The organism is Candidatus Cloacimonadota bacterium (genome assembly GCA_012522635.1).
In the GTDB taxonomy this organism is placed as follows: domain Bacteria; phylum Cloacimonadota; class Cloacimonadia; order Cloacimonadales; family Cloacimonadaceae; genus Syntrophosphaera.
Genome location: JAAYKA010000038.1, coordinates 1 through 18,956, shown reverse-complemented (window position 1 = coordinate 18,956; position 18,956 = coordinate 1). Strand labels below are relative to the sequence as shown.

Genomic DNA, 18,956 nt, shown 5'->3' with positions numbered 1-18,956 from the left:
CAACCGGGAAAAAGTCAAGAGAAAGATTCAACAAACCATAAAAGCTAACGTCAAAAAACATATTAAGGTGCAGTTATCATGCAAAATCATGTTTCAATTTCTTCATTTCCTGCAGCATAACGCGATGTGTTTCAATGAGTAAATCTTCCCAACGTCCGAAAGATTGATGAAAACATAGACTAATTTATTTGGTTCCAATATTTTTCAAATTCGCAGAAGTTGGCGCTCTCTTGCTTCACCCTTGGCTCTGGCCCGGGAGTAACTGCGGTTCTTCCCCTGAGTATCCCGATAAAGAATCGGGTTGTTCCCGGGGCATGGAGCAGTAACTCTTGAGCTGGACTCAAGAGCGAAGCAGGGGGGCGAAGGTGTTTAGCCTCGCGGGAGCTGTATTTTTGGCTTGCGTTCCAAGCCGGATAACTGCATATATATCATGAAGATTCCCCAAGTCTCTGAGTAAAAAAACTCTGGCAAAAAATCTTTATCTCTGTTTTTCTTGACGAAAAAGGGGCGGCTGTAGATTTTGGATTCTTGTCCGGTTCATGCCGCAAGGTGGGAACCGCGAATATGTTAAATATCGTTTTGAAAAGAGGATACAGAAATGCTAACGACCCGAGACGCGATCCAGAAACTGCTGGATAAAGAGCAGAAAGTCCTGCAGATGGGCGGCGCCAAAGCCGTGGAAAAACAAAAAAGCGGAGGAAAGCTGACAGCCCGCGAGCGGTTGGATTTGCTTTTCGATCCCGGCACCTTTCGGGAGCTGGATATGTTCGTGGAACACCGCTGCGACAATTTTGGCATGAAAAAGGTTGAAATTGCGTCTGATGGCGTGATAACCGGTCACGGTTTGGTGGACGGACGTCCCGTTTTCGCTTTTTCCCAGGATTTTACCTCCCGGGGTGGTTCTCTGGGCGAAATGCATGCCGCTAAAATCTGTAAAATCATGGACATGGCGCTGAAAAGCGGCGTTCCCTTGGTTGGGATTCAGGATAGCGGCGGCGCCCGCATCCAGGAAGGTGTGGATTCGCTCAAAGGTTATGGCGACATCTTTTTCCGCAATTCCCGCGCCAGCGGTGTGATTCCGCAAATCACCGCGATTATGGGCCCCTGCGCCGGTGGAGCTGTCTATTCCCCTGCCATGACAGACTTTGTGTTCATGGTGAAAAAGACCAGCTTCATGTTTATCACCGGTCCGGACGTAATCCGAGCCGTCACGGGTGAAGAAACCACCCAGGAAGAGCTTGGTGGAGCCATGACCCATAATTCCAAGAGCGGAAACGCCCATTTCGCCTGTGAAAATGATGAGGACGCCATCCAGCAAATCAAAGCCCTGCTTTCGTTTTTGCCGGGAAACAATATGGAAGACCCTCCCCGAGCCGAAAGCGCGGACGAACCCTGGCGCCTGTGTCCAAACCTGGATACCATCATTCCGGACAGCCCCAAAGAGAGCTACAGCATGCACGAGGTGATTCGCAGCGTTTTGGACGACGGACAATTCTTTGAACCGCATCTGTATTACGCTCAAAACATCATTGTGGGCTTTGGACGCCTGAACGGACGCGTTGTGGGTGTGGTGGCAAACCAGCCCAAGGTTTTGGCTGGCTGCCTCGATATCGATGCTTCGGACAAAGCCACGCGGTTCATTCGTTTCTGTGATGCCTTCAATATTCCGCTGCTCACTTTTGTGGATGTTCCGGGCTACCTTCCCGGCCGTGATCAAGAATGGAACGGAATCATCCGCCACGGAGCGAAGCTGCTTTGGTGCTATTCCGAAGCCACGGTTCCCAAATTGACAGTGGTGACCCGCAAGAATTATGGCGGCAGCTATATCGCCATGAGCAGCAGGCATTTGGGCGCGGACATGGTTTTTGCCTGGCCCAGCGCTGAAATCGCGGTTATGGGTGCCCAGGGTGCCGCCAACATCATCTTCCGCAAGGAAATACAGGCGGCTGAAGACCAAAACGCCAAACGCGCGGAACTGATTGCGAATTATGAGGAAGAATTCAACAATCCCTATGTGGCGGCATCACGCGGCTACATCGACGCGGTGATTCTGCCCTCCGAAACCCGCAAAAGGTTGATTGACGCCCTGGAAATTCTTTCCAGCAAAAGCGAAAGCCTGCCTCCCAAAAAACACGGAAACATTCCTTCCTAAAAGGACGCGCAGCAATGACAGACCGTAAAAAAGAACTTGCCGCCATCGCGGGTGTGATGGCGCTCATCAGTTCCGACGAAAGCCTGCCTTTCGTGCAGCGTCCGCTGGAAAACGCGCCCAGCGTTTGGCAACATTATGGACGCCAACAAACCATGCTCCATCGCGAGCTGGCCCAAAGAAGATTTATAAAAAGAAACAGATAACAAGGAGACACCATGCAAAAACATGGAATCTTGGAATATAGCCAAATGCGCTATGAACCGGACCGCCCCAAAGCGGCCAACCCTATAAAAATTCAAGACCTGTCCTTCCGGGACGGACACCAGTCCCTTTTCGCCACACGCGGTCGCACAGAAGATATGCTTCACGTGGCTGAAAAGATGGACCAGGTTGGGTTCTACTCCATGGAAGTGTGGGGCGGAGCCACTTTTGACGCCATGCACCGCTATTTGGGAGAAGACCCCTGGGAACGCATCCGCGTTTTGAAAAAATACATCAAAAAGACTCCTTTTTCGATGCTGCTGCGCGGACAAAACCTGGTGGGCTATCAAAATTATGCCGATGACGTGGTGGAAGCATTTGTGCAGCGCGCCTGTGACAACGGTATCGATATCTTCCGCGTTTTTGATGCTTTGAACGATTTTCGCAACTTCCAAACCGCGGTGAAAATCATCCAAAAGAACGGCAAACATTTCCAGGGCGCCATCTGCTACAGCCTGATGGAACAGCGCATGGGCGGAGAAATCTACAACATCGAATATTATACCAAAAAAGCCAAGCAATTGGAAGAAATGGGCGCGGATACCGTCTGCATCAAGGATATGGCGGGCTTGGTTTCCCCCTATGACGCCTTCGACCTGATCAAGGCGCTGAAAGAAACCGTGAAGGTGCCGGTGCATTTGCACACCCACTTTACCAGCGGTCAGGGCGATTTGGCGCTTTTCAAAGCCATCGAAGCCGGCGTGGACATCATCGACACCTGTGTCGGACCCTACGCTTACAGAACTTCCCACCCCGCGGTTGAGCCTTTCGTAATCTCTCTTTTGGGCACAAACCGCGACACCGGTTTCGACATCCGCCTGCTGAACCAAATCAGCAAGGAAATGGAAAAAGACATTCCCAAATACCTGCATTTTGCGGACAATACAAAATTTGGTATCATCGATACCGACGTTATCATCCATCAAACTCCGGGTGGCATGCTTTCCAACCTGGTGAACCAACTGCGCCAGATGGACGCGCTGGACCGCTTGGAAGATGTGTTCGAGGAAATTCCAAAAGTGCGCAAGGAACTGGGACAGATTCCCCTCGTTACGCCAACCAGCCAGATTGTTGGCATTCAGGCAGTTAACAACGCTCTCTTCGACAAGGAAGACGGCGAATATTCCCAGATTACCGAACAGGTAAAAGACCTCTGCTATGGACTTTACGGAAAAACCACCCTGCCCATCGACCCCAAAGTTCAAAAGAAGGCGCTCAAAGGCTACCACCGGGGTGAAAAACCGATTACAGACCGCCCCGGCGACGTGATTGAGCCCGCTTTGGAACAGGTCAAACAGGAAACTGAAGGCTTGGCGAAGGATTTGGATGACGCCCTCATCGTGGCGATTTACAATCTCACCGGCAAAAAGTTCCTCAAAATCAAATATGGCAAGGAAGCCATGCCCGAAGACATGAAGCCTGTCACGCTGGAACAAGTGAAGCGTGAGCAGGAACTTTGCCAGAAAGCCAAGGATGGCAAATTGATGGAAAAACCCGTCAAGGAAGCGGTTGCGAAACCTGAAGACCTGCGCCAGTTCGATGTTTTCGTGGACGACGAACATTTCCTGGTGGAAGTTTCCGAAAAAGGCGGAGTTCCCCGCGTGGTGCGCAGCGCCCCGATTGCTCCGTCCCCTGTGATAAATCCCGCTCCAGCACCAGTTCCGGCGGCAGCGCCCGCGAATCCGGCTCCCGCTGCGGCAACCGCGCCAGTTTCAGCCTCCAGCGCTGAAGGCACTCCGGTGCAGTCTCCCATGCCTGGAATGCTGATTAAATATGAAAAGAAAGTTGGCGACAAAGTCAGCGTTAAAGACACCGTTCTGGTTTTGGAAGCCATGAAGATGAACAACAACATCCCCAGCCCTGTGGATGGAACCGTGGTGGCGACTCCCTTCTCCAGCGGCGACAACGTTGGCAAGGGCGACACCCTCATGGTGATCAAGCCAAATTGATGCCTTCTGGGCAAAACTGGAGAAATTAAATGCAGATAAAAAGCACGATCATGGACAAAGCCCAGATGGGACGCAGTATCCATCGCATGGCGCATGAGATAATCGAGCAGAATCGCGGCGTGGAAAAAATCCGCCTGGTTGGCATCCGCAGCCGCGGCGTGCCTTTGGCGCAGAGGCTTTCAGACTATTTGCGCCTCATTGAGGGACAGGAAATCCCGGTGGGGATTTTGGACATAACCCTCTATCGCGACGATCTTTCCACCATCTCACATCAGCCCGTAATCCGTGGATCGGAACTGGGTTTTGAGATTGAAGACGCGGTGATTGTGTTGGTGGATGATGTGTTATACACAGGCCGCACCGTGCGCGCCGCCATCGACGCGCTGCTGGATTTTGGCCGCCCCAAACAAATCCAACTGGCCGTGCTCATCGACCGCGGACACCGTGAACTTCCCATCAAAGCGGATTATGTGGGCAAAAATGTGCCCACCTCGCACGAAGAAATCATCAAGGTAGAGTTCGACGAAACCGACGGAGCCGATTTTGTCCGCATCCTTGTTCAATAAATATCAGGCGCGCTGGAAAAGCAGCGGCAGCCTGCTCTGCGTGGGATTGGATTCAGACGTCACCCAGCTACCTGACTGCGTGAGGGATGAAGCCAATCCCATCTGGGAGTTCAACCGCCGCATCATTGATGCCACCGAAGCCAGCGCCTGCGCCTATAAACCCAATCTGGCATTCTATTTAAGCGATGGACAGCGCGGCTTGGAGGCTTTGCAAAGAACGGTGGAATATATCCCCGCGGAAATTCCCGTGATTTTGGATTGCAAAGTTGGCGATATCGGCAACACGATGGAGCAATATGCCATCGCTTTTTTCGACCATCTGCGTGTGGACGCGATTACTCTGAACCCCTTGATGGGCGCGGATGTGATGCGGTCAATTCTGAATAGAAGCGGAGCCTTCGCTTTCGCGTTGGCGCTCACTTCAAACGCTTCCGCGCGGGATTTTTTCCTGGACGGCGGCATGGCTGAAAAAGTCTCGGCTTGGATTGGTCAATTTCCGGAGGACAAGATTGGCGCTGTGGTTGGGGCCACGCAAAGCCAGGATTTGAAACGAATGCGGGAATTGCTGCCCGGGCGTATTTTCCTCATTCCCGGCATCGGCGCTCAAGGTGGCGATTTGGATTCGGTTCTGCGCCATGCCGCGGAATCAAATGAAAGACCCAATATCTTAATCAATTCCTCACGTGGCATCATCTTCCGCGAAAAAACTCCGCAATTTGCCCTGGCGGCGGGACACGCAGCCAGGGAATTGAACGAACTGATTATAGTTTAAGCCAGCCATCCCTTTTTTTGTCCGGATAAATCTGCGGCTTCCAGCTTCCTGACAAAGACAACAAAAAAGAGACCCCATCTTCACCTATAATCTGAACGAGTCTGTTGATTTTCATGTAGCAAAGCCCTAAACCTATGTGTCGCTTAACTTTGCTTTTGAAACATAAGGGAGACATAAGGCGGCTACCAAGCAAGAGGAAAATTGGTTTAATAAATCGGATTGGGATAAATCCATGGCATTCTGAGGGTTAAGCACATTTTACCGTGGAGTTTAGCTCCGATTTTTTCCCAGAAACAAAGAAGGGCGACGCCGTTGAAGCGCCGCCCTGCGTTTTATGGGTTTTATCTGGAGTTTTAGGATTGCAGGAAAGGATATTTGTAGTTCGTGGGGGGCACGAAGTTTTCCTTGATGGAGCGGGCGGAGGTCCAGCGCATGAGGTTCTGGGCGCTTCCGGCCTTGTCGTTGGTTCCAGAAACTCTGGCACCGCCAAAGGGCTGCTGTCCAACCACGGCTCCGGTGGGTTTGTCGTTGATATAGAAGTTTCCAGCGGCGTGTCTGAGAGCGTTGCAAGCCTTGACGGTTGCTTCGCGATCGCGTGAGAAAACGGCACCGGTGAGTCCGTAGGGGGAAGTGTTGTCGCAGAGTTCGAGGGTTTTCTCAAAATCGCTGTCTTTATAGACATAAACGGTGAGCACGGGGCCGAAGATTTCTTCCTGCATGCTCTTGTAGCGCGGGTCTTCAGCTTTGATGATGGTGGGTTCGATGAAGAATCCCTTGGAATCATCATAGCCACCACCGGCAACGATGGAAGCGTCGCTGGCGGCTTTCGCGTGTTCGATGTAGGATTTGATGTTGTTGAAGCTATGCTGGTCGATGACGGCGTTCACATAGTTTCCAAAATCCAGTACGTCGCCCTGTTTGATGTCTGCCAGCATGGCTTTCATCTGTTCCAACCATTCGCCATAGAGGGATTCCGGAACGTAAATACGGCTGGCGGCGCTGCATTTTTGGCCTTGGAATTCATAGGCTCCACGGAAAGCAGCCACGGCGAGCGCGGTGACGTCTGCGGAGGGATGAGCAAAGATGAAGTCTTTTCCACCGGTTTCACCCACGATTCTGGGATAGGCTTTGTAGTTTTCCAGGTTCTGGGCGGTGTATTTCCAAATGTGGTTGAAAACTCCGGTGCTACCGGTGAAATGGATGCCAGCGAGGTGTGGGGAATCCATCACCATGTCACCCATCACGGCGCCTTGGCCGGGGATGAAGTTGATCACGCCATCGGGCAGTCCAGCTTCCATCAGCACTTTCATGATGAAATATCCGCTATAGACAGCGGTTCCGGCGGGTTTCCAAACCACAGTGTTGCCCATCAGGGCTGGTGAGGTGGGCAGGTTGCCCGCGATGGAGGTGAAGTTGAAGGGCGTGATGGCAAAGACGAAGCCTTCCAGCGCGCGGTATTGGGAGCTGTTCCACTCTCCCTGCGGGGAAACTGGGGGCTGCTGTTCATAGATTTGCTGGGCAAAATAGGGATTGAATCTCCAAAAATCTATCAGTTCGCAGGCGGAGTCAATCTCGGCCTGGTGGGCGCTTTTACTCTGGCCAAGCATGGTGACAGCATTTATCACCGGACGATATTTTGTGGCCAGCAATTCGGCGGCTTTCAAGAAGATGGCAGCCCTGTCGTAGAAAGGCATTTCTTCCCACATCCGGCGTGCTTTCATGGCAGCGTCGATGGCCTGGGCTATTTCTGGTTTGCCAACTTTGTGGAAGGTGCACAAAACGTGCTGATGGTCGTGGGGGCAGACGTTGGTGCCGGTGTTTCCGGTGAAGATCTCTTTTCCACCGATGATGGCGGGAATTTCGACCTGCTGCCCGTGCATCTCTTTCAGCTTCTTTTGCAAAAGCTCTCTTTCCGGGGAACCGGGCGCGTAGGGCAGTACCGGTTCATTTCTGGGTACTGGAACATTGAAAAACATACTGTTTCCTTATGAATTTTCTAAAGAAAAGCCGCGACGCGCAAAACCCCGGGCCAAAGTTCCCCAAATGCGCGCGCCACTTTCCAAATTGTGGAAGACATACCTATTTCTGATATGCCTTGGGCAGGATACCCCACTTTTTGAGATTAGGATACTCTGCAGTAAAAACACTTTTTAAAACCGACAGATTTTCGTCAAGAGAGATATTTTGAAATCATGGCAAGCTTGATGGCGCCTGAGCGCGGGCTTTTTTGGAAGTATTCACAAGGTGATTTACGGTAGCAAAGGATTTGTTATTTTCCCCAAAAAGACGTGGTTTTAGGCTGGGAGCTGTTCTTTTTTGGGTTCACGTGGCAAGAAAAAACGCATTATCTATTGACAAAAGTGAACACTTACAATTTTGTGTAAGTTAAACTCGTTTTGGCGCGGCAGGTTATCTGTCCGGTGCCTAAATCCCATATTTTTCAAGGACACAATGTGAAACAAGAAAACATTCGCAACTTTTGCATAATAGCCCACATCGATCATGGTAAATCCACCCTGGCAGACCGTTTTTTGGAAAGCACAAACGTGGTGGGGAAAGTGGATGTGGCGCAGGTTTTGGATACCATGGAATTGGAGCGTGAAAAAGGAATCACGATTAAAAGTCACGCCGTGCGCATGACTCACAACTACAAAGGTCAGGAATATGTTCTGAATTTAATCGACACTCCCGGGCACGTGGATTTTTCCTATGAGGTTTCCCGGGCGCTGGCGTCCTGCGAAGGAGCCATCCTGTTGGTGGATTCGTCCCAGGGCGTGGAAGCCCAAACCATGAGCAATCTTTATTTGGCGTTGGACAACGATCTGGAAATCCTGCCTGTTTTGAATAAAATTGATCTGCCCAAGGCGGATATCGAAGGTTCGGGACATGAACTTTGCGAGATTTTGGGCTGTTTGCCGGAAGATATTTTGCGGGTGAGCGCCAAGGCTGGAATCGGCATCACAGAACTGTTGGATGCTGTCTGCGAAAGGCTGCCAGCTCCAACAGGAGACCGCAATGCCGCGCCCAAGGCACTCATATTTGATTCGTATTTTAATATGTATCGCGGCGTGGTGGTTTTGGTGCGGCTTTTTGAGGGAACCCTGAACAAAGGTGACCGCATCAAGCTTTTTGCCACGGAGCGTGAATATGAAATTGAGGAAATCGGGCATCTGGGGCTGAAATTCACCCCCAGGGAAAGCCTTGCCGCGGGTGAGACCGGATATATTATCGCGAATATCAAGGAAGTGGCGGATGCCCGGGTGGGCGATACTGTCACTCTCGCCAAAGGTGGATGTGAAGAGGCTTTGCCGGGTTTTATGGAGCCGAAGCCCATGGTCTATTCCGGCATTTTTCCCATCAATGGTGAAGACTATGAAAACTTGGTGGAATCGATTGCCAAACTGAAGCTCAACGATGCTTCCCTCACCTATGAAAAAGAAAATTCCGCCGCTCTGGGATATGGCTTCCGTTGTGGTTTTTTGGGGATGTTGCACCTGGAGATTGTGAAAGAGCGAATGTTTCGTGAATACAATATTCCCATCATTGCCACCACGCCCAGCGTGCGTTTTCTCATCACACTGAACAATGGCGAGGAAGTCCAAGTTAATAACCCGATTGATTTTCCCGATCCAGCCCACATCGAAAGCATCCTCGAACCTTTTATGGAGACGGAAATAATCGTGCCCACGGACTATATTGGCAACATTATGAAGCTGGCCCAGGAACGCCGCGGGATTCAAAAAAACATCCAGTATATCGATGAAAAACGTGTGGCGTTGCATTATGACATGCCGCTCATCGAGATTATTTTCGATTTTTATGACAAACTGAAAACCGTGAGCCGTGGTTATGCCTCGCTGGATTATGCTTTCAAGGATTACAGGCTCTCACATGTGGTGAAGGTGGACATTCTGATTAATGGGGAAAGGGTTGACGCGATGAGCTTTATCTGCCATCGGGACAAGGCTCATAACTGGGGAAAAAGCGTGACGGAAACCCTGCGCGATGTGATTCCGAGACACCTTTTCAAGATTGCTCTGCAAGCCTCGATTGGCGGAACCATCATTGCCCGCAGCACTATCAACGCCATGCGAAAGGATGTTTTGGCAAAGTGTTACGGTGGTGACGTCTCCCGAAAACGCAAGCTTTTGGAAAAACAGAAGGAAGGCAAGAAAAAGATGAAGGAAATCGGCTCTGTGACCGTGCCCCAGGAAGCTTTCCTGGCTGTTTTGAAAGCAGAAAGGGAGTAAAACCTTGAAACGCCGGCTGTTGGCTCTGTCCTTTTGGCTGGCGCTCTGCCTCGGCTTTGGGCTCAGCGTCCAAAAAATCAGCTTTGAGACCGATTTTGAAGTGGACAAGACGCTGTTGCTGGAGGCGTCCGGGCTGAAGACGGGTTTTGAATATGAACCCGCGGATGTGAATGCCGCCATCGAAGCCTTGCGAGGCTGGCTGCAAAATAGCGGCCATCCTTTTGTGAAGATTTACAATCCTGAACTGATTCCAATTTCGGGTGATGAAATGGAGCTGCTTTTCCGGTTGGAGGAGCGTGTTTCCCCTCAGCATTGTCAAATCAAATTCCGTGGTTTGCGCTATTTTTCCGAAGCGAAACTGCGTGAAATCTTGTTGCTTGGAAAAAATGAAGAACTGCCATTGGCAAAAATCCCTGAACTTATGGAGCGGATTTTGGACGAATACCAGCGCCGAGGCTATCTTTTTGCCAGCGTCCAGCTTGATTCTCTAACGCTGGAAGATGGTTTCACCGCCCAGCTTGCCATCAACGAAGGAAAGCAGCTAAAACCTGAACAATACTACTTTCAAGGCAACAAACATACCCGGGATAAAACCTTGGTGAAGCTGGCCGGATTTTCTGCGGATAAAGTTTTGACTCCCCAAGCCATCCAAAACGCCGAAAACAACATTCTAAGTAAAAGCTATATCGAGAGTTGCCAAATTGAGCCGGTGGATCCAAGCAGCGTGCTCATCAAAGTGACGGAAGGCAAAATGACCTCTCTGGAAGGGGTTTTGGGTTTTACCCGGGTGAAGGACAAAAACGAACTGACCGGGCATCTGAACCTCAGTTTTTTGAACCTCTGGGGCAGCGACCGTGCTTTGGCTCTAAACTGGCGCAAGCTTCCGAGTTCCAGCCTGTTGGAGCTGGCATACCACGAATCTGGGCCGAATAGTTTTCCTCTGGCGGCAGACATCAGCCTTTCCAGGGATGAAGAGACTGAAAGCTGGATCAGATCAACGGTTGGCACAGATATCTATTCATATTGGTCTGTGCATCGCTATGGGCTGGAACTATCCTACGAAAATGTGAATGAATATCTGCCGTCGGAAAAGGACAGCCTGATTGTGCGGCGTTCTTCAGCAAGTAGCATTGGTGCCTTCTGGCGCATGGACAGCCGGGATCGTATCTTTAACCCCAACAAAGGGATGGAGACAGATCTCACCTACTGTTTGTGGCAGAAGGGCGAACGGGGTTGGAGCAATGCCCTGGAGGCGAATCACGTGCAACATATCGGCATTACGCCTCGCTGGACCTGTTCCCTGGGCTTACATTTGCGCAGTCTGTCGGATTCCACGGCTCTGGATCACGAACTTTACCGCATGGGTGGATTCAACTCTTTGCGCGGATACCGTGAAGACGAATTCAGCGGCTGGCGCTTGGGTTGGGGCGCGCTGGAACTGCGATGGCTCATCAATCCGCAGGCCAGAATTTACCTCTTCTATGACCACGGTCTTCTGGTTTCGGGGCAGGAAAAACTGAGATCAAATCTTTTCGCCCCCGGAATCGGCATAAAAATGCGTACCCGGCTGGGAATATTGAGTGTGGAATACGCTTTGGGATATCGTGAAAATGGTTTTTCGGATTTTGGAAGCGGGATGATTCACGCGGGTTTGGACGCTCTTTTTTAAAAAAAGCTTGCCAAGAATTGCGGTTTCTGTATCGTGTCATTATTATGTTTACGCATAGACGTGAATAAGGACTGTGTGAGAGGTTGCTAAAAGCTTTGCGGCACTTTGGCCCTCTCTGCAAAAAAGGCCCGGTATGGCCAAAAACTGCCGCCAAAACAAAAAAACAAAGAAACAAAAATACGATTTCACTAAATGGAGGAATCAAAATGAAAAAACTTACCATTATTGCCCTGCTCGCTATGATGCTCATCGGCATGCTTGCCTTCACCGGCTGCAAAGCTGAAGAAGTGGAAGAAACTGAAGAACAAGTTGAAGAAGTTGTGGAAGAAGTTGAAGAACAAGCTGAAGAAGTTCTTGAAGAAGGCGAAGTAAAAACAGAAGAAGAAGCCCCAAGCCCCAAATAAATTTCCCTCTACTAATTCAATTTAGTAGCGCAGTCCTTAAAAAACGGGTATCCACATGGATGCCCGTTTTTTGTATGCCGATATTTTATTCTTGTCCACGAGCCCAAGCCCAGATATAATGTAAATATGAGGAAGACAACAATGAAAAGAACAAACATTTTATTAGCCATTTTGCTGATTCTGCTTCTATCGCTTTCAGCATGCAAGGGCAAAGGTCCGGACACGGATGGCAATCAAACTGAACAAAGCTCCAGCAGTGGTTCCGGAATTCCCGCTTCGGACACCGAACACAGCAGCTCTGAAACCCAGGAAGTAAATAACTCAGAATCAATGAAATAAGTCCTCCAGTCCTGCTTGGAAAGATAGTGGAAAACCGTTTCGGAGATGCCTGAAGTCGGCGGCAGGGGAAAAGACACAAATCTAAAAAATCTGGAAAGCGAAAAGCGCATCGGCTGAACGTCCTTTGCGGAGATGTAAAAAAACCTTGACGGCAAAACCTGTTTTGCGGATTATGATTTGCTAAAGAAAAAGCTCTTGAATTCAAGACCATCAAGGATATGAATGATGTATAAAAAACTATTGACTCTTGCTCTTCTGGCTTGGAGCGGCTTGTTTTTCGCGCTCAGCCTGGAGCTTGATATCGATCCCGCTGCTTTTGGCAGAAACTTCCGCGGCACGGAAGCTGCTCCCATCTTGGAACCTGGTGTTCCAGCGCTAAACTATTTGCCCGTGCGTGTTTTAATTCCCTTTGGCCACAGAGTGGAAAACCTGAATGTAATCCTTGCTCCGGCTGAGGTTCAGAGGGAAAACCTGGAGTTGGACTATGTCCGTGCCCAGCAAAAGATTTCGCAGCCCCAGGAGGATCAAACCCAGCCTGACCCGCTGATCTGGAACTCTGACGAGGCTTGGCCCCGTGAGGATTTCCGCTTTTTTGGAATCCAATCCATGCGCGGCTTTCAAATCGCAGTGATAAACATCTATCCTTGGAAATATGAACCTGGCACAAAGCGGATTCTGGCTTCAAGCAGCGCGCGTATCGTGTTGGACACCGTTTTTGATGAAAACGTGGCAACCGGTTCCGCCAATTTTTACAGTCCTGCGCGTGGAAGTGAAGACCTGTATGGGTTTGTGATAAACCCAGACTTGGCTCAGAGCTATCAAACTGCCTCCGCGTATAGGAATCACAGCCCCAAAAGCCGGCTCATCGACCTGAGTAACCCCAAAAAGATGATTGTGATCACGGACGAGACCAGCGCACCGCTGTTTCAAAACTATATGCAGTGGCGTGATTCTCAGAGTATCAGCACCGCATTGTTTTACACATCAGATATTTACGATGGTTATGATGGGGTCGATAATGCCGAAAAAGTGCGCAATTTCATCGTTGACGTCTATCAAACTTGGGCGGATTCGGACAGCCCTCTCGAATATGTGATTCTGGGCGGCGACGACGAGATTGTTCCCGAAAGAGGCTGCTATGGCAAGGTTTACGATACGGTGGATATGCGTATGCCCACCGACCTGTATTTTGGCAACTTGGATGGAGACTGGAACGCGAATGGAAACAACATTTGGGGTGAACCGGAAGATGATGTTGATATGCTGCCGGAAGTGCACGTCGGGCGTTTTCCAGCGGAAACAGCGCGTGAATTCAACAATATGTTCCGCAAAACCGAGTATTATGTGACCAACAACACTTTCAGCAACAATATCTCCATCATGTTCGGAGAGAACCTGAATAATCATCCAGTAACCTGGGGCGGCGACTATAAAGACGACGTTGCCACCCATATTCCGGACACATATTTTATGCGTACCATGTATCAGCGCGACGGAACTTACAGCGATCAGGGAGTTTGGGACACCATAAACCAGGGCGCGAACGTGATGAATCACATGGGTCATGCCAACGAAACCTACCTGATGGGTCAGGGCAACGGAAGCATCGAACGCCTTGAAAACACGGAATATGGCTTTCTTTACACCCAGGGTTGCTATCCCGCCGCTTTCGATCAGCGGACCAGCGGCGACGGCGAATGCATTGGTGAACACTTGGTCACCACCGAGGGCGGACTTTTTGCCTTTATCGGCAACACACGCTACGGCTGGTATATGCCGGGCAGCATTGATGGTCCCTCCCAGTTTTATGACCGCGAATTTTTTATCGGACTTTATGAAACTTCAAACACCACCCTGGGAAAGGCTTTGAGCTATTCCCGCGTGCAAAATCTGAACCACGCTCTCAGCAGCGATGTGATGCGCTGGTGCTACTATGAGGTGGTGCTTTTTGGGGATCCTTCCGTGGAATTGAAACATCCGGATCCCAGCCTGCCGTTGCTGAGCCTGGAAAGCTATATGTTTTCTGATGTTGAGGGCGACGATGATGGCAGCATAAACCCTGGTGAAATCATACGTTTATATCCCCGAATCCGAAATTTTGAAGGCTGGGGTGCCGCGCACAACGTGACGGTGACATTGGATGAGCTGCCCCAAGGCGTGCAACTTTTGGACGATAGTCTGCAGATTCCGCTGATTCAACCTGGAGAGACCAGTTCCGAAAACGATTATTTGCGTCTCCAGCTTTTGCCCACCGCGTCCTACGGCATCACTTATCTGAAATTGAAGCTGGAATCCTTTCAGCCTGATACTGGATTAAGCACCGGAGTGCGCAGCTATGAACTGAGTTTGGACATCACGATGGTGGACAGTAATTTCCCTTGGGATTGCCAAATTCAAACAAAATCCTCACCCATCGTTTATGATTTTGATGGTGATGGCAGTCCGGATATCATGTATTTGGACGTTCAGGGTCGAGCCTATTATATCAACGACTCGGCGGAAGAACTCTGGGATTGGTATGCTCCACCGAGGCAGGATGTTATGCGCAGCGCCGCGATGGGCGATCTGGTCGGTGACGAGGCACTTGAGATTGTCTATGCCAGCCGCACAGGCAGGGTTCACGCAGCCACGCTGGATGGCAGTTTGGTGTTTAATTATGAAACCGGCAGTCAGGTGCTTTTCAGCCCGGTGATTGCTCCCATCGATCACAGCGGAGAAAACAAGGTTATTGTGGGTACCCTGGATGGGCATTTGCACGCGATAAATCCCAATGGCACCGCGGTTCCGGGATTCCCCATCGAGCTGGGCTCATCCCTTTATTCCGAACTTGCCGCAGCGGATATTGACGGCGACGGCATCATGGAAATAATTGCCGGCACCCAACACGGTTTGCTTCATGTTGTTGATGGTCAGGGCAATCCAAAGCCAGGTTTTCCGATTAATGTGAGCGGCAATATCAGCGGAGCGCCCACAATTTTGGACAACGGCCGCATCGCTTTGGGGACGAACAATCGGTTTAAGCTGATTTCACCCACTGCAGAAATTCTGGTGGAAAAACCCATCCAGGCAGCCATGGCTTCCAGCCCCGTTTTGGCAGACCTGAACTCTGATGGCGCCCTGGATATCATCTTTATAACCATCAACGGCTGGCTCTACGCTGTGGATCAAAATGGCGAAGACTTGAGTGGCTTCCCAGTTCATGTTGGCGGCGTTTTCAACGTCCCACCGCTAATCGCGGACCTGGACGACGATCCCCAATTCGAGATTCTGGTTTCGAACCACATAAATTCCGTGTTCATCTACAACCACGATGGCAGCCTCCATGACGGATATCCTTTTGTGACATCATTTAACGGCTGCACTCCAGGCACCATCTGCGATCTGAACGGAAACGGAAAGCTGGACTTGGTGAGCGGATATTCCACCGGAGTATTGGTTCTAAATCTGCGCGTAGCCGACAGCGGAAACCATCCTTGGCCCGTGTATCGTGGAGCCTTGAACCGCCAGGGCAGTCATGCGGCAGCGCCAGTTACCCCTGTTTCCGATCCCGAGCTGCCCGGTTTGGTGGATAATCTGGCTCAAAACTATCCCAACCCTTTCAATCCCACCACCAGCATTGCATTCCAAAACGCGAAAGCGGGCGATGTTACACTCGCCATCTACAACCTCAAAGGTCAGTTGGTCAAGGTTTTACACAGCGGACAGCTTGCCGCGGGAAATCACAAAGTCGTTTGGGATGGCAAGGATGAGATTGGCCGCGCCGCAGCCAGCGGATTGTATTTCTACCGCTTGCAAACATCGGATTCATCCATCACCCGGCGCATGCTGCTTTTGAAATGAAAAAGGGCTTGACTTTAATGCAGCCATAATTTAAGATACAACAAAAAAATAAACTCCAAGGAGAATCCCATGCCTAAAGTATTGATCGCCACCGAAAAACCTTTTGCCGCCCCCGCGGTGGAAAAAATCAAGGCCGTATTTGAGGCCGCCGGATATGAGCAGGTTTGGCTGGAAAGCTACACCGACCCCGCGGATCTGCACGCAGCCGTGGCGGATGTTGACGCCATGATTATCCGTAGCGACAAGATTGACGAAGCGGTTTTCAACGCCGCCAAGAATCTCAAAATCGTGGTTCGCGCCGGAGCGGGATATGACAACATTGACCTCGCCGCCGCCACTGCCCACAACGTTGTGGCCATGAACACCCCCGGGCAAAATTCAAACGCCGTGGCTGAACTGGCTCTGGCAATGATGATTTATATGGCTCGTGGAAAATTCAACGGCAAAAGCGGCAGCGAACTTGCCGGAAAAAAACTGGTTCTCTACGGCTTTGGCTACATCCCACGTTTCCTCACCAAGATGGCGCAAGGCATTGGAATGGAAGTGTTTGCCTACGATCCCTACCTCAGCGACGCCACCATCACCAAAGAAGGGGTGACCCCGCTTCACAAGGTTGAGGACATCTTCAGCACGGGGGACTACATTTCCCTGCATATCCCCGCCACCGCCGAAACCAAAAAATCCATCAATTGGAACCTGCTTTCCCTGGTGAAAGACAACTGCATCCTGGTAAACACCGCCCGCAAGGAAGTCATTGATGAAGACGCCCTGCTGAAAGCCTTCGAAGAAAAGAAGAAATTCCGCTATGTGTGCGACGTGGCGCCGGATTGCTCTGACAAACTGGCAGAACTCTATCCCGAGCGCAGCTATTGGACACCCAAAAAGATGGGCGCTCAAACCGGTGAAGCGAACGTCAATGCCGGAGTTGCCTCCGCCAAACAGATTATCGGATTCCTGGAAAAAGGCGACACCACCTTCAAGGTAAACTGACCCGGATTTCAGGCGGCTTACCGCCACCAAAAATGATAGATACCCCGGTTTTACGCCGGGGTTTTTTGTGTTTGGTCAGACTATTTGCCGGTTGTAACCGTAAAAAAGTCGGACTATTTGCTGGAGGCTACCGTAAAAAAGTCTAAAATCCTTCCCAACTCTGTAGAAAACATGATTACTCTGTTCTGTTTGGATCGTTGGCAAAATTCAATGCGAACTCCCCCTGTGGCATATCCCGCGTCCATGAAAAAAGCCCCGGACATTTCCAGGGCTTTTTGTAAGCTGTTGTAGGTGTTTGAGGCTTATTCCGCTGCCGCGACGGGCATCACGGAAACATATTTCCTGCGGGTACGTCCGCGGGTTTCAAATTTCACATGGCCATCCACCAGGCTGAACAGGGTGAAATCCCTGCCCATGCCGACGTTTTCGCCGGCGTGGAACTTGGTGCCTTTCTGGCGCACAATGATATTGCCAGCCAGAACGTACTCGCTGCCATATTTTTTTACACCACGATATTTGGGCTTGCTATCCCGTCCGTTGCGGCTGCTGCCGCCACCTTTTTTATGTGCCATTATTCACCTCCTCAAATCCGGATTCCGGTGACTTTGATGTTGGTATATTGTTCACGGTATCCTTTTTTAACGCGGTAACCTTTTCTGCGTTTGGCGTGGTAGATTATTTTCTTTTTGCCTTTACCGTGACCGATAACTTCGGCAAGAATGGCTGCGCCTTCTACGACGGGCTGGCCAACCAGAATCTCGTCGTCTTTGCGAACGAGAAGCACCCGGTCAAATTCCAGGGACTGGCCCGGTTCCGCCGTATTCAGCAGGGGAACGCGCAGAATCGCGTTTTCTTCAGCCCTGAACTGAAATCCTTTGATATCTACGATGGCGTACATCTTGACTCCTTGTATTTTTGCATGAAAAGGCACATTTATTTGAGACGGCTCATTCGTCAAGTGGAAAATTGTAAACTGTCTTTTTCTTTTGAGCTTCAACCCCAAAAATCGGGATGAAAAAAATGTCCGTATATATAGAACGAGTCTGCCGAATTAGAGTCAATTAAGCCCTAAACCTATGTGTCGCTTATGGTTGCCTTATAAAACATAAGGGAGACATAAGGCGGCAAGCAAGAAGGAGCCAAAATTAGGCAATGATGGAATGTGGGAGAATCCTTTATACACCGGGTTTTGAGCACGAAGTCGGACAAAGTTGGAAATTGTTGGCAAAAGAAAAAAGCTTGACCAAAAAACGCTGTTTACAATACTTGTGAAAAGATAAACAAACAAAAAGGCATCGATATGGAACTGACAGCAGGCACGAAGCTTGGGATTTTCACGATTGTAAAACAGATTGGAGCCGGCGGCATGAGCGAGGTGTATCTCGTGAAAGACAATCTTGGGAGACCTTTCGCGCTCAAAACCATGTCCAGAAGGCTTTCCTTTGACCCGTCCTTTCGCCAGCGTTTTGAGCAGGAAGCCAAGATTATGGCCACGCTCAATCATCCCAATATCGTGCAAATGCACAGCTATTTTGAAGCGGAGGGGCGTTTTTGTCTGGCAATGGAATATGTTGAAGGTGGCAGCCTCAAAGACCTGAGCAGGAAAATTGGCCCCATTCCAGAAAAAAGAGCGCTGAATATCTTGAAACAAATCGCGGAAGCGCTTTCCTACGCTCATGGCAAGGGTATCATCCATCGCGACATAAAACCTTCCAACATCCTGCTGGACGCAGACGACAACGTGAAAGTTATGGATTTTGGCAT

At 50.2% G+C, this 18,956-nt stretch carries 15 protein-coding genes; 12 read left to right on the top strand and 3 right to left on the bottom strand.

Annotated elements, in window-relative coordinates; all coding sequences use genetic code 11:
• Positions 1-598 precede the first annotated feature (598 nt).
• From GX135_02390 to pyrF, 5 genes are read left to right on the top strand one after another with little or no spacing between them, the layout of a single operon-like run.
• The gene (locus GX135_02390; protein NLN84938.1) at positions 599-2,152 is read left to right on the top strand and encodes a methylmalonyl-CoA carboxyltransferase; all 1,554 of its coding nucleotides are present in this window, start codon (positions 599-601) and stop codon (positions 2,150-2,152) included.
• A 14-nt stretch (positions 2,153-2,166) separates the two neighbouring features.
• Positions 2,167-2,355 carry a hypothetical protein gene (locus tag GX135_02385; protein NLN84937.1) on the top strand — a complete coding sequence of 63 codons (189 nt, stop codon included), beginning with the start codon at positions 2,167-2,169 and terminating at the stop codon, positions 2,353-2,355.
• A 12-nt stretch (positions 2,356-2,367) separates the two neighbouring features.
• Positions 2,368-4,362, top strand: coding sequence for a pyruvate carboxylase subunit B (locus GX135_02380; GenBank protein ID NLN84936.1), 1,995 nt, complete (start codon positions 2,368-2,370; stop codon positions 4,360-4,362).
• A gap of 29 nt (positions 4,363-4,391) precedes the next feature.
• Positions 4,392-4,928, top strand: coding sequence for a bifunctional pyr operon transcriptional regulator/uracil phosphoribosyltransferase PyrR (gene pyrR, locus GX135_02375; GenBank protein NLN84935.1), 537 nt, complete (start codon positions 4,392-4,394; stop codon positions 4,926-4,928).
• Entirely contained in the window at positions 4,903-5,700 is a 798-nt protein-coding gene (gene pyrF, locus GX135_02370; GenBank protein NLN84934.1) for an orotidine-5'-phosphate decarboxylase, read from the top strand. Before pyrR ends, pyrF begins: the two co-directional genes overlap by 26 nt.
• Before the next feature lie 353 nt (positions 5,701-6,053).
• Here pyrF and pruA read toward each other — a convergent pair whose 3' ends face one another.
• The gene (gene pruA, locus GX135_02365; protein ID NLN84933.1) at positions 6,054-7,676 is read right to left on the bottom strand and encodes an L-glutamate gamma-semialdehyde dehydrogenase; all 1,623 of its coding nucleotides are present in this window, start codon (positions 7,674-7,676) and stop codon (positions 6,054-6,056) included.
• Positions 7,677-8,153: 477 nt separating this feature from the next.
• Here pruA and lepA point away from each other — a divergent pair, with 477 nt between their 5' ends.
• From lepA to GX135_02335, 6 genes are all read left to right on the top strand, one after another.
• Entirely contained in the window at positions 8,154-9,950 is a 1,797-nt protein-coding gene (lepA, locus tag GX135_02360) for an elongation factor 4 (GenBank protein NLN84932.1), read from the top strand.
• A gap of 4 nt (positions 9,951-9,954) precedes the next feature.
• Entirely contained in the window at positions 9,955-11,619 is a 1,665-nt protein-coding gene (locus GX135_02355; protein ID NLN84931.1) for a BamA/TamA family outer membrane protein, read from the top strand.
• Between the two features lie 206 nt (positions 11,620-11,825).
• A complete protein-coding gene (locus GX135_02350; GenBank protein NLN84930.1) occupies positions 11,826-12,023 on the top strand; it encodes a hypothetical protein in 198 nt (65 codons plus the stop codon).
• A 141-nt stretch (positions 12,024-12,164) separates the two neighbouring features.
• Positions 12,165-12,362, top strand: a complete 198-nt coding sequence (locus GX135_02345) for a hypothetical protein (GenBank protein ID NLN84929.1) — start codon at positions 12,165-12,167, stop codon at positions 12,360-12,362.
• A 225-nt stretch (positions 12,363-12,587) separates the two neighbouring features.
• Complete coding sequence (locus tag GX135_02340) at positions 12,588-16,202, top strand: T9SS type A sorting domain-containing protein (protein ID NLN84928.1); 3,615 nt, start codon at positions 12,588-12,590, stop codon at positions 16,200-16,202.
• 69 nt (positions 16,203-16,271) lie between these two features.
• On the top strand, positions 16,272-17,192 hold the full coding sequence (locus GX135_02335; GenBank protein ID NLN84927.1) for a 3-phosphoglycerate dehydrogenase: 921 nt from the start codon (positions 16,272-16,274) through the stop codon (positions 17,190-17,192).
• A 302-nt stretch (positions 17,193-17,494) separates the two neighbouring features.
• Here GX135_02335 and rpmA read toward each other — a convergent pair whose 3' ends face one another.
• Positions 17,495-17,764, bottom strand: a complete 270-nt coding sequence (gene rpmA / locus GX135_02330) for a 50S ribosomal protein L27 (GenBank protein NLN84926.1) — start codon at positions 17,762-17,764, stop codon at positions 17,495-17,497.
• 11 nt (positions 17,765-17,775) lie between these two features.
• On the bottom strand, positions 17,776-18,090 hold the full coding sequence (gene rplU, locus GX135_02325; protein ID NLN84925.1) for a 50S ribosomal protein L21: 315 nt from the start codon (positions 18,088-18,090) through the stop codon (positions 17,776-17,778).
• A gap of 402 nt (positions 18,091-18,492) precedes the next feature.
• Between rplU and GX135_02320 the strand changes: the two genes are divergently transcribed.
• Positions 18,493-18,956, top strand: a 464-nt coding sequence (locus GX135_02320) for a serine/threonine protein kinase (protein ID NLN84924.1), incomplete at its 3' end; no start/stop codon positions are given.

Bases quoted from the DNA above. Each gene is read 5' to 3' on its own strand.
- GX135_02390 (NLN84938.1), top strand. From the start codon at position 599: ATGCTAACGACCCGAGACGCGATCCAGAAACTGCTGGATAAAGAGCAG.
- GX135_02385 (NLN84937.1), top strand. From the start codon at position 2,167: ATGACAGACCGTAAAAAAGAACTTGCCGCCATCGCGGGTGTGATGGCG.
- GX135_02380 (NLN84936.1), top strand. From the start codon at position 2,368: ATGCAAAAACATGGAATCTTGGAATATAGCCAAATGCGCTATGAACCG.
- pyrR (NLN84935.1), top strand. From the start codon at position 4,392: ATGCAGATAAAAAGCACGATCATGGACAAAGCCCAGATGGGACGCAGT.
- pruA (NLN84933.1), bottom strand. From the start codon at position 7,676: ATGTTTTTCAATGTTCCAGTACCCAGAAATGAACCGGTACTGCCCTAC.
- GX135_02350 (NLN84930.1), top strand. From the start codon at position 11,826: ATGAAAAAACTTACCATTATTGCCCTGCTCGCTATGATGCTCATCGGC.
- GX135_02345 (NLN84929.1), top strand. From the start codon at position 12,165: ATGAAAAGAACAAACATTTTATTAGCCATTTTGCTGATTCTGCTTCTA.
- GX135_02340 (NLN84928.1), top strand. From the start codon at position 12,588: ATGTATAAAAAACTATTGACTCTTGCTCTTCTGGCTTGGAGCGGCTTG.
- GX135_02335 (NLN84927.1), top strand. From the start codon at position 16,272: ATGCCTAAAGTATTGATCGCCACCGAAAAACCTTTTGCCGCCCCCGCG.
- rpmA (NLN84926.1), bottom strand. From the start codon at position 17,764: ATGGCACATAAAAAAGGTGGCGGCAGCAGCCGCAACGGACGGGATAGC.
- rplU (NLN84925.1), bottom strand. From the start codon at position 18,090: ATGTACGCCATCGTAGATATCAAAGGATTTCAGTTCAGGGCTGAAGAA.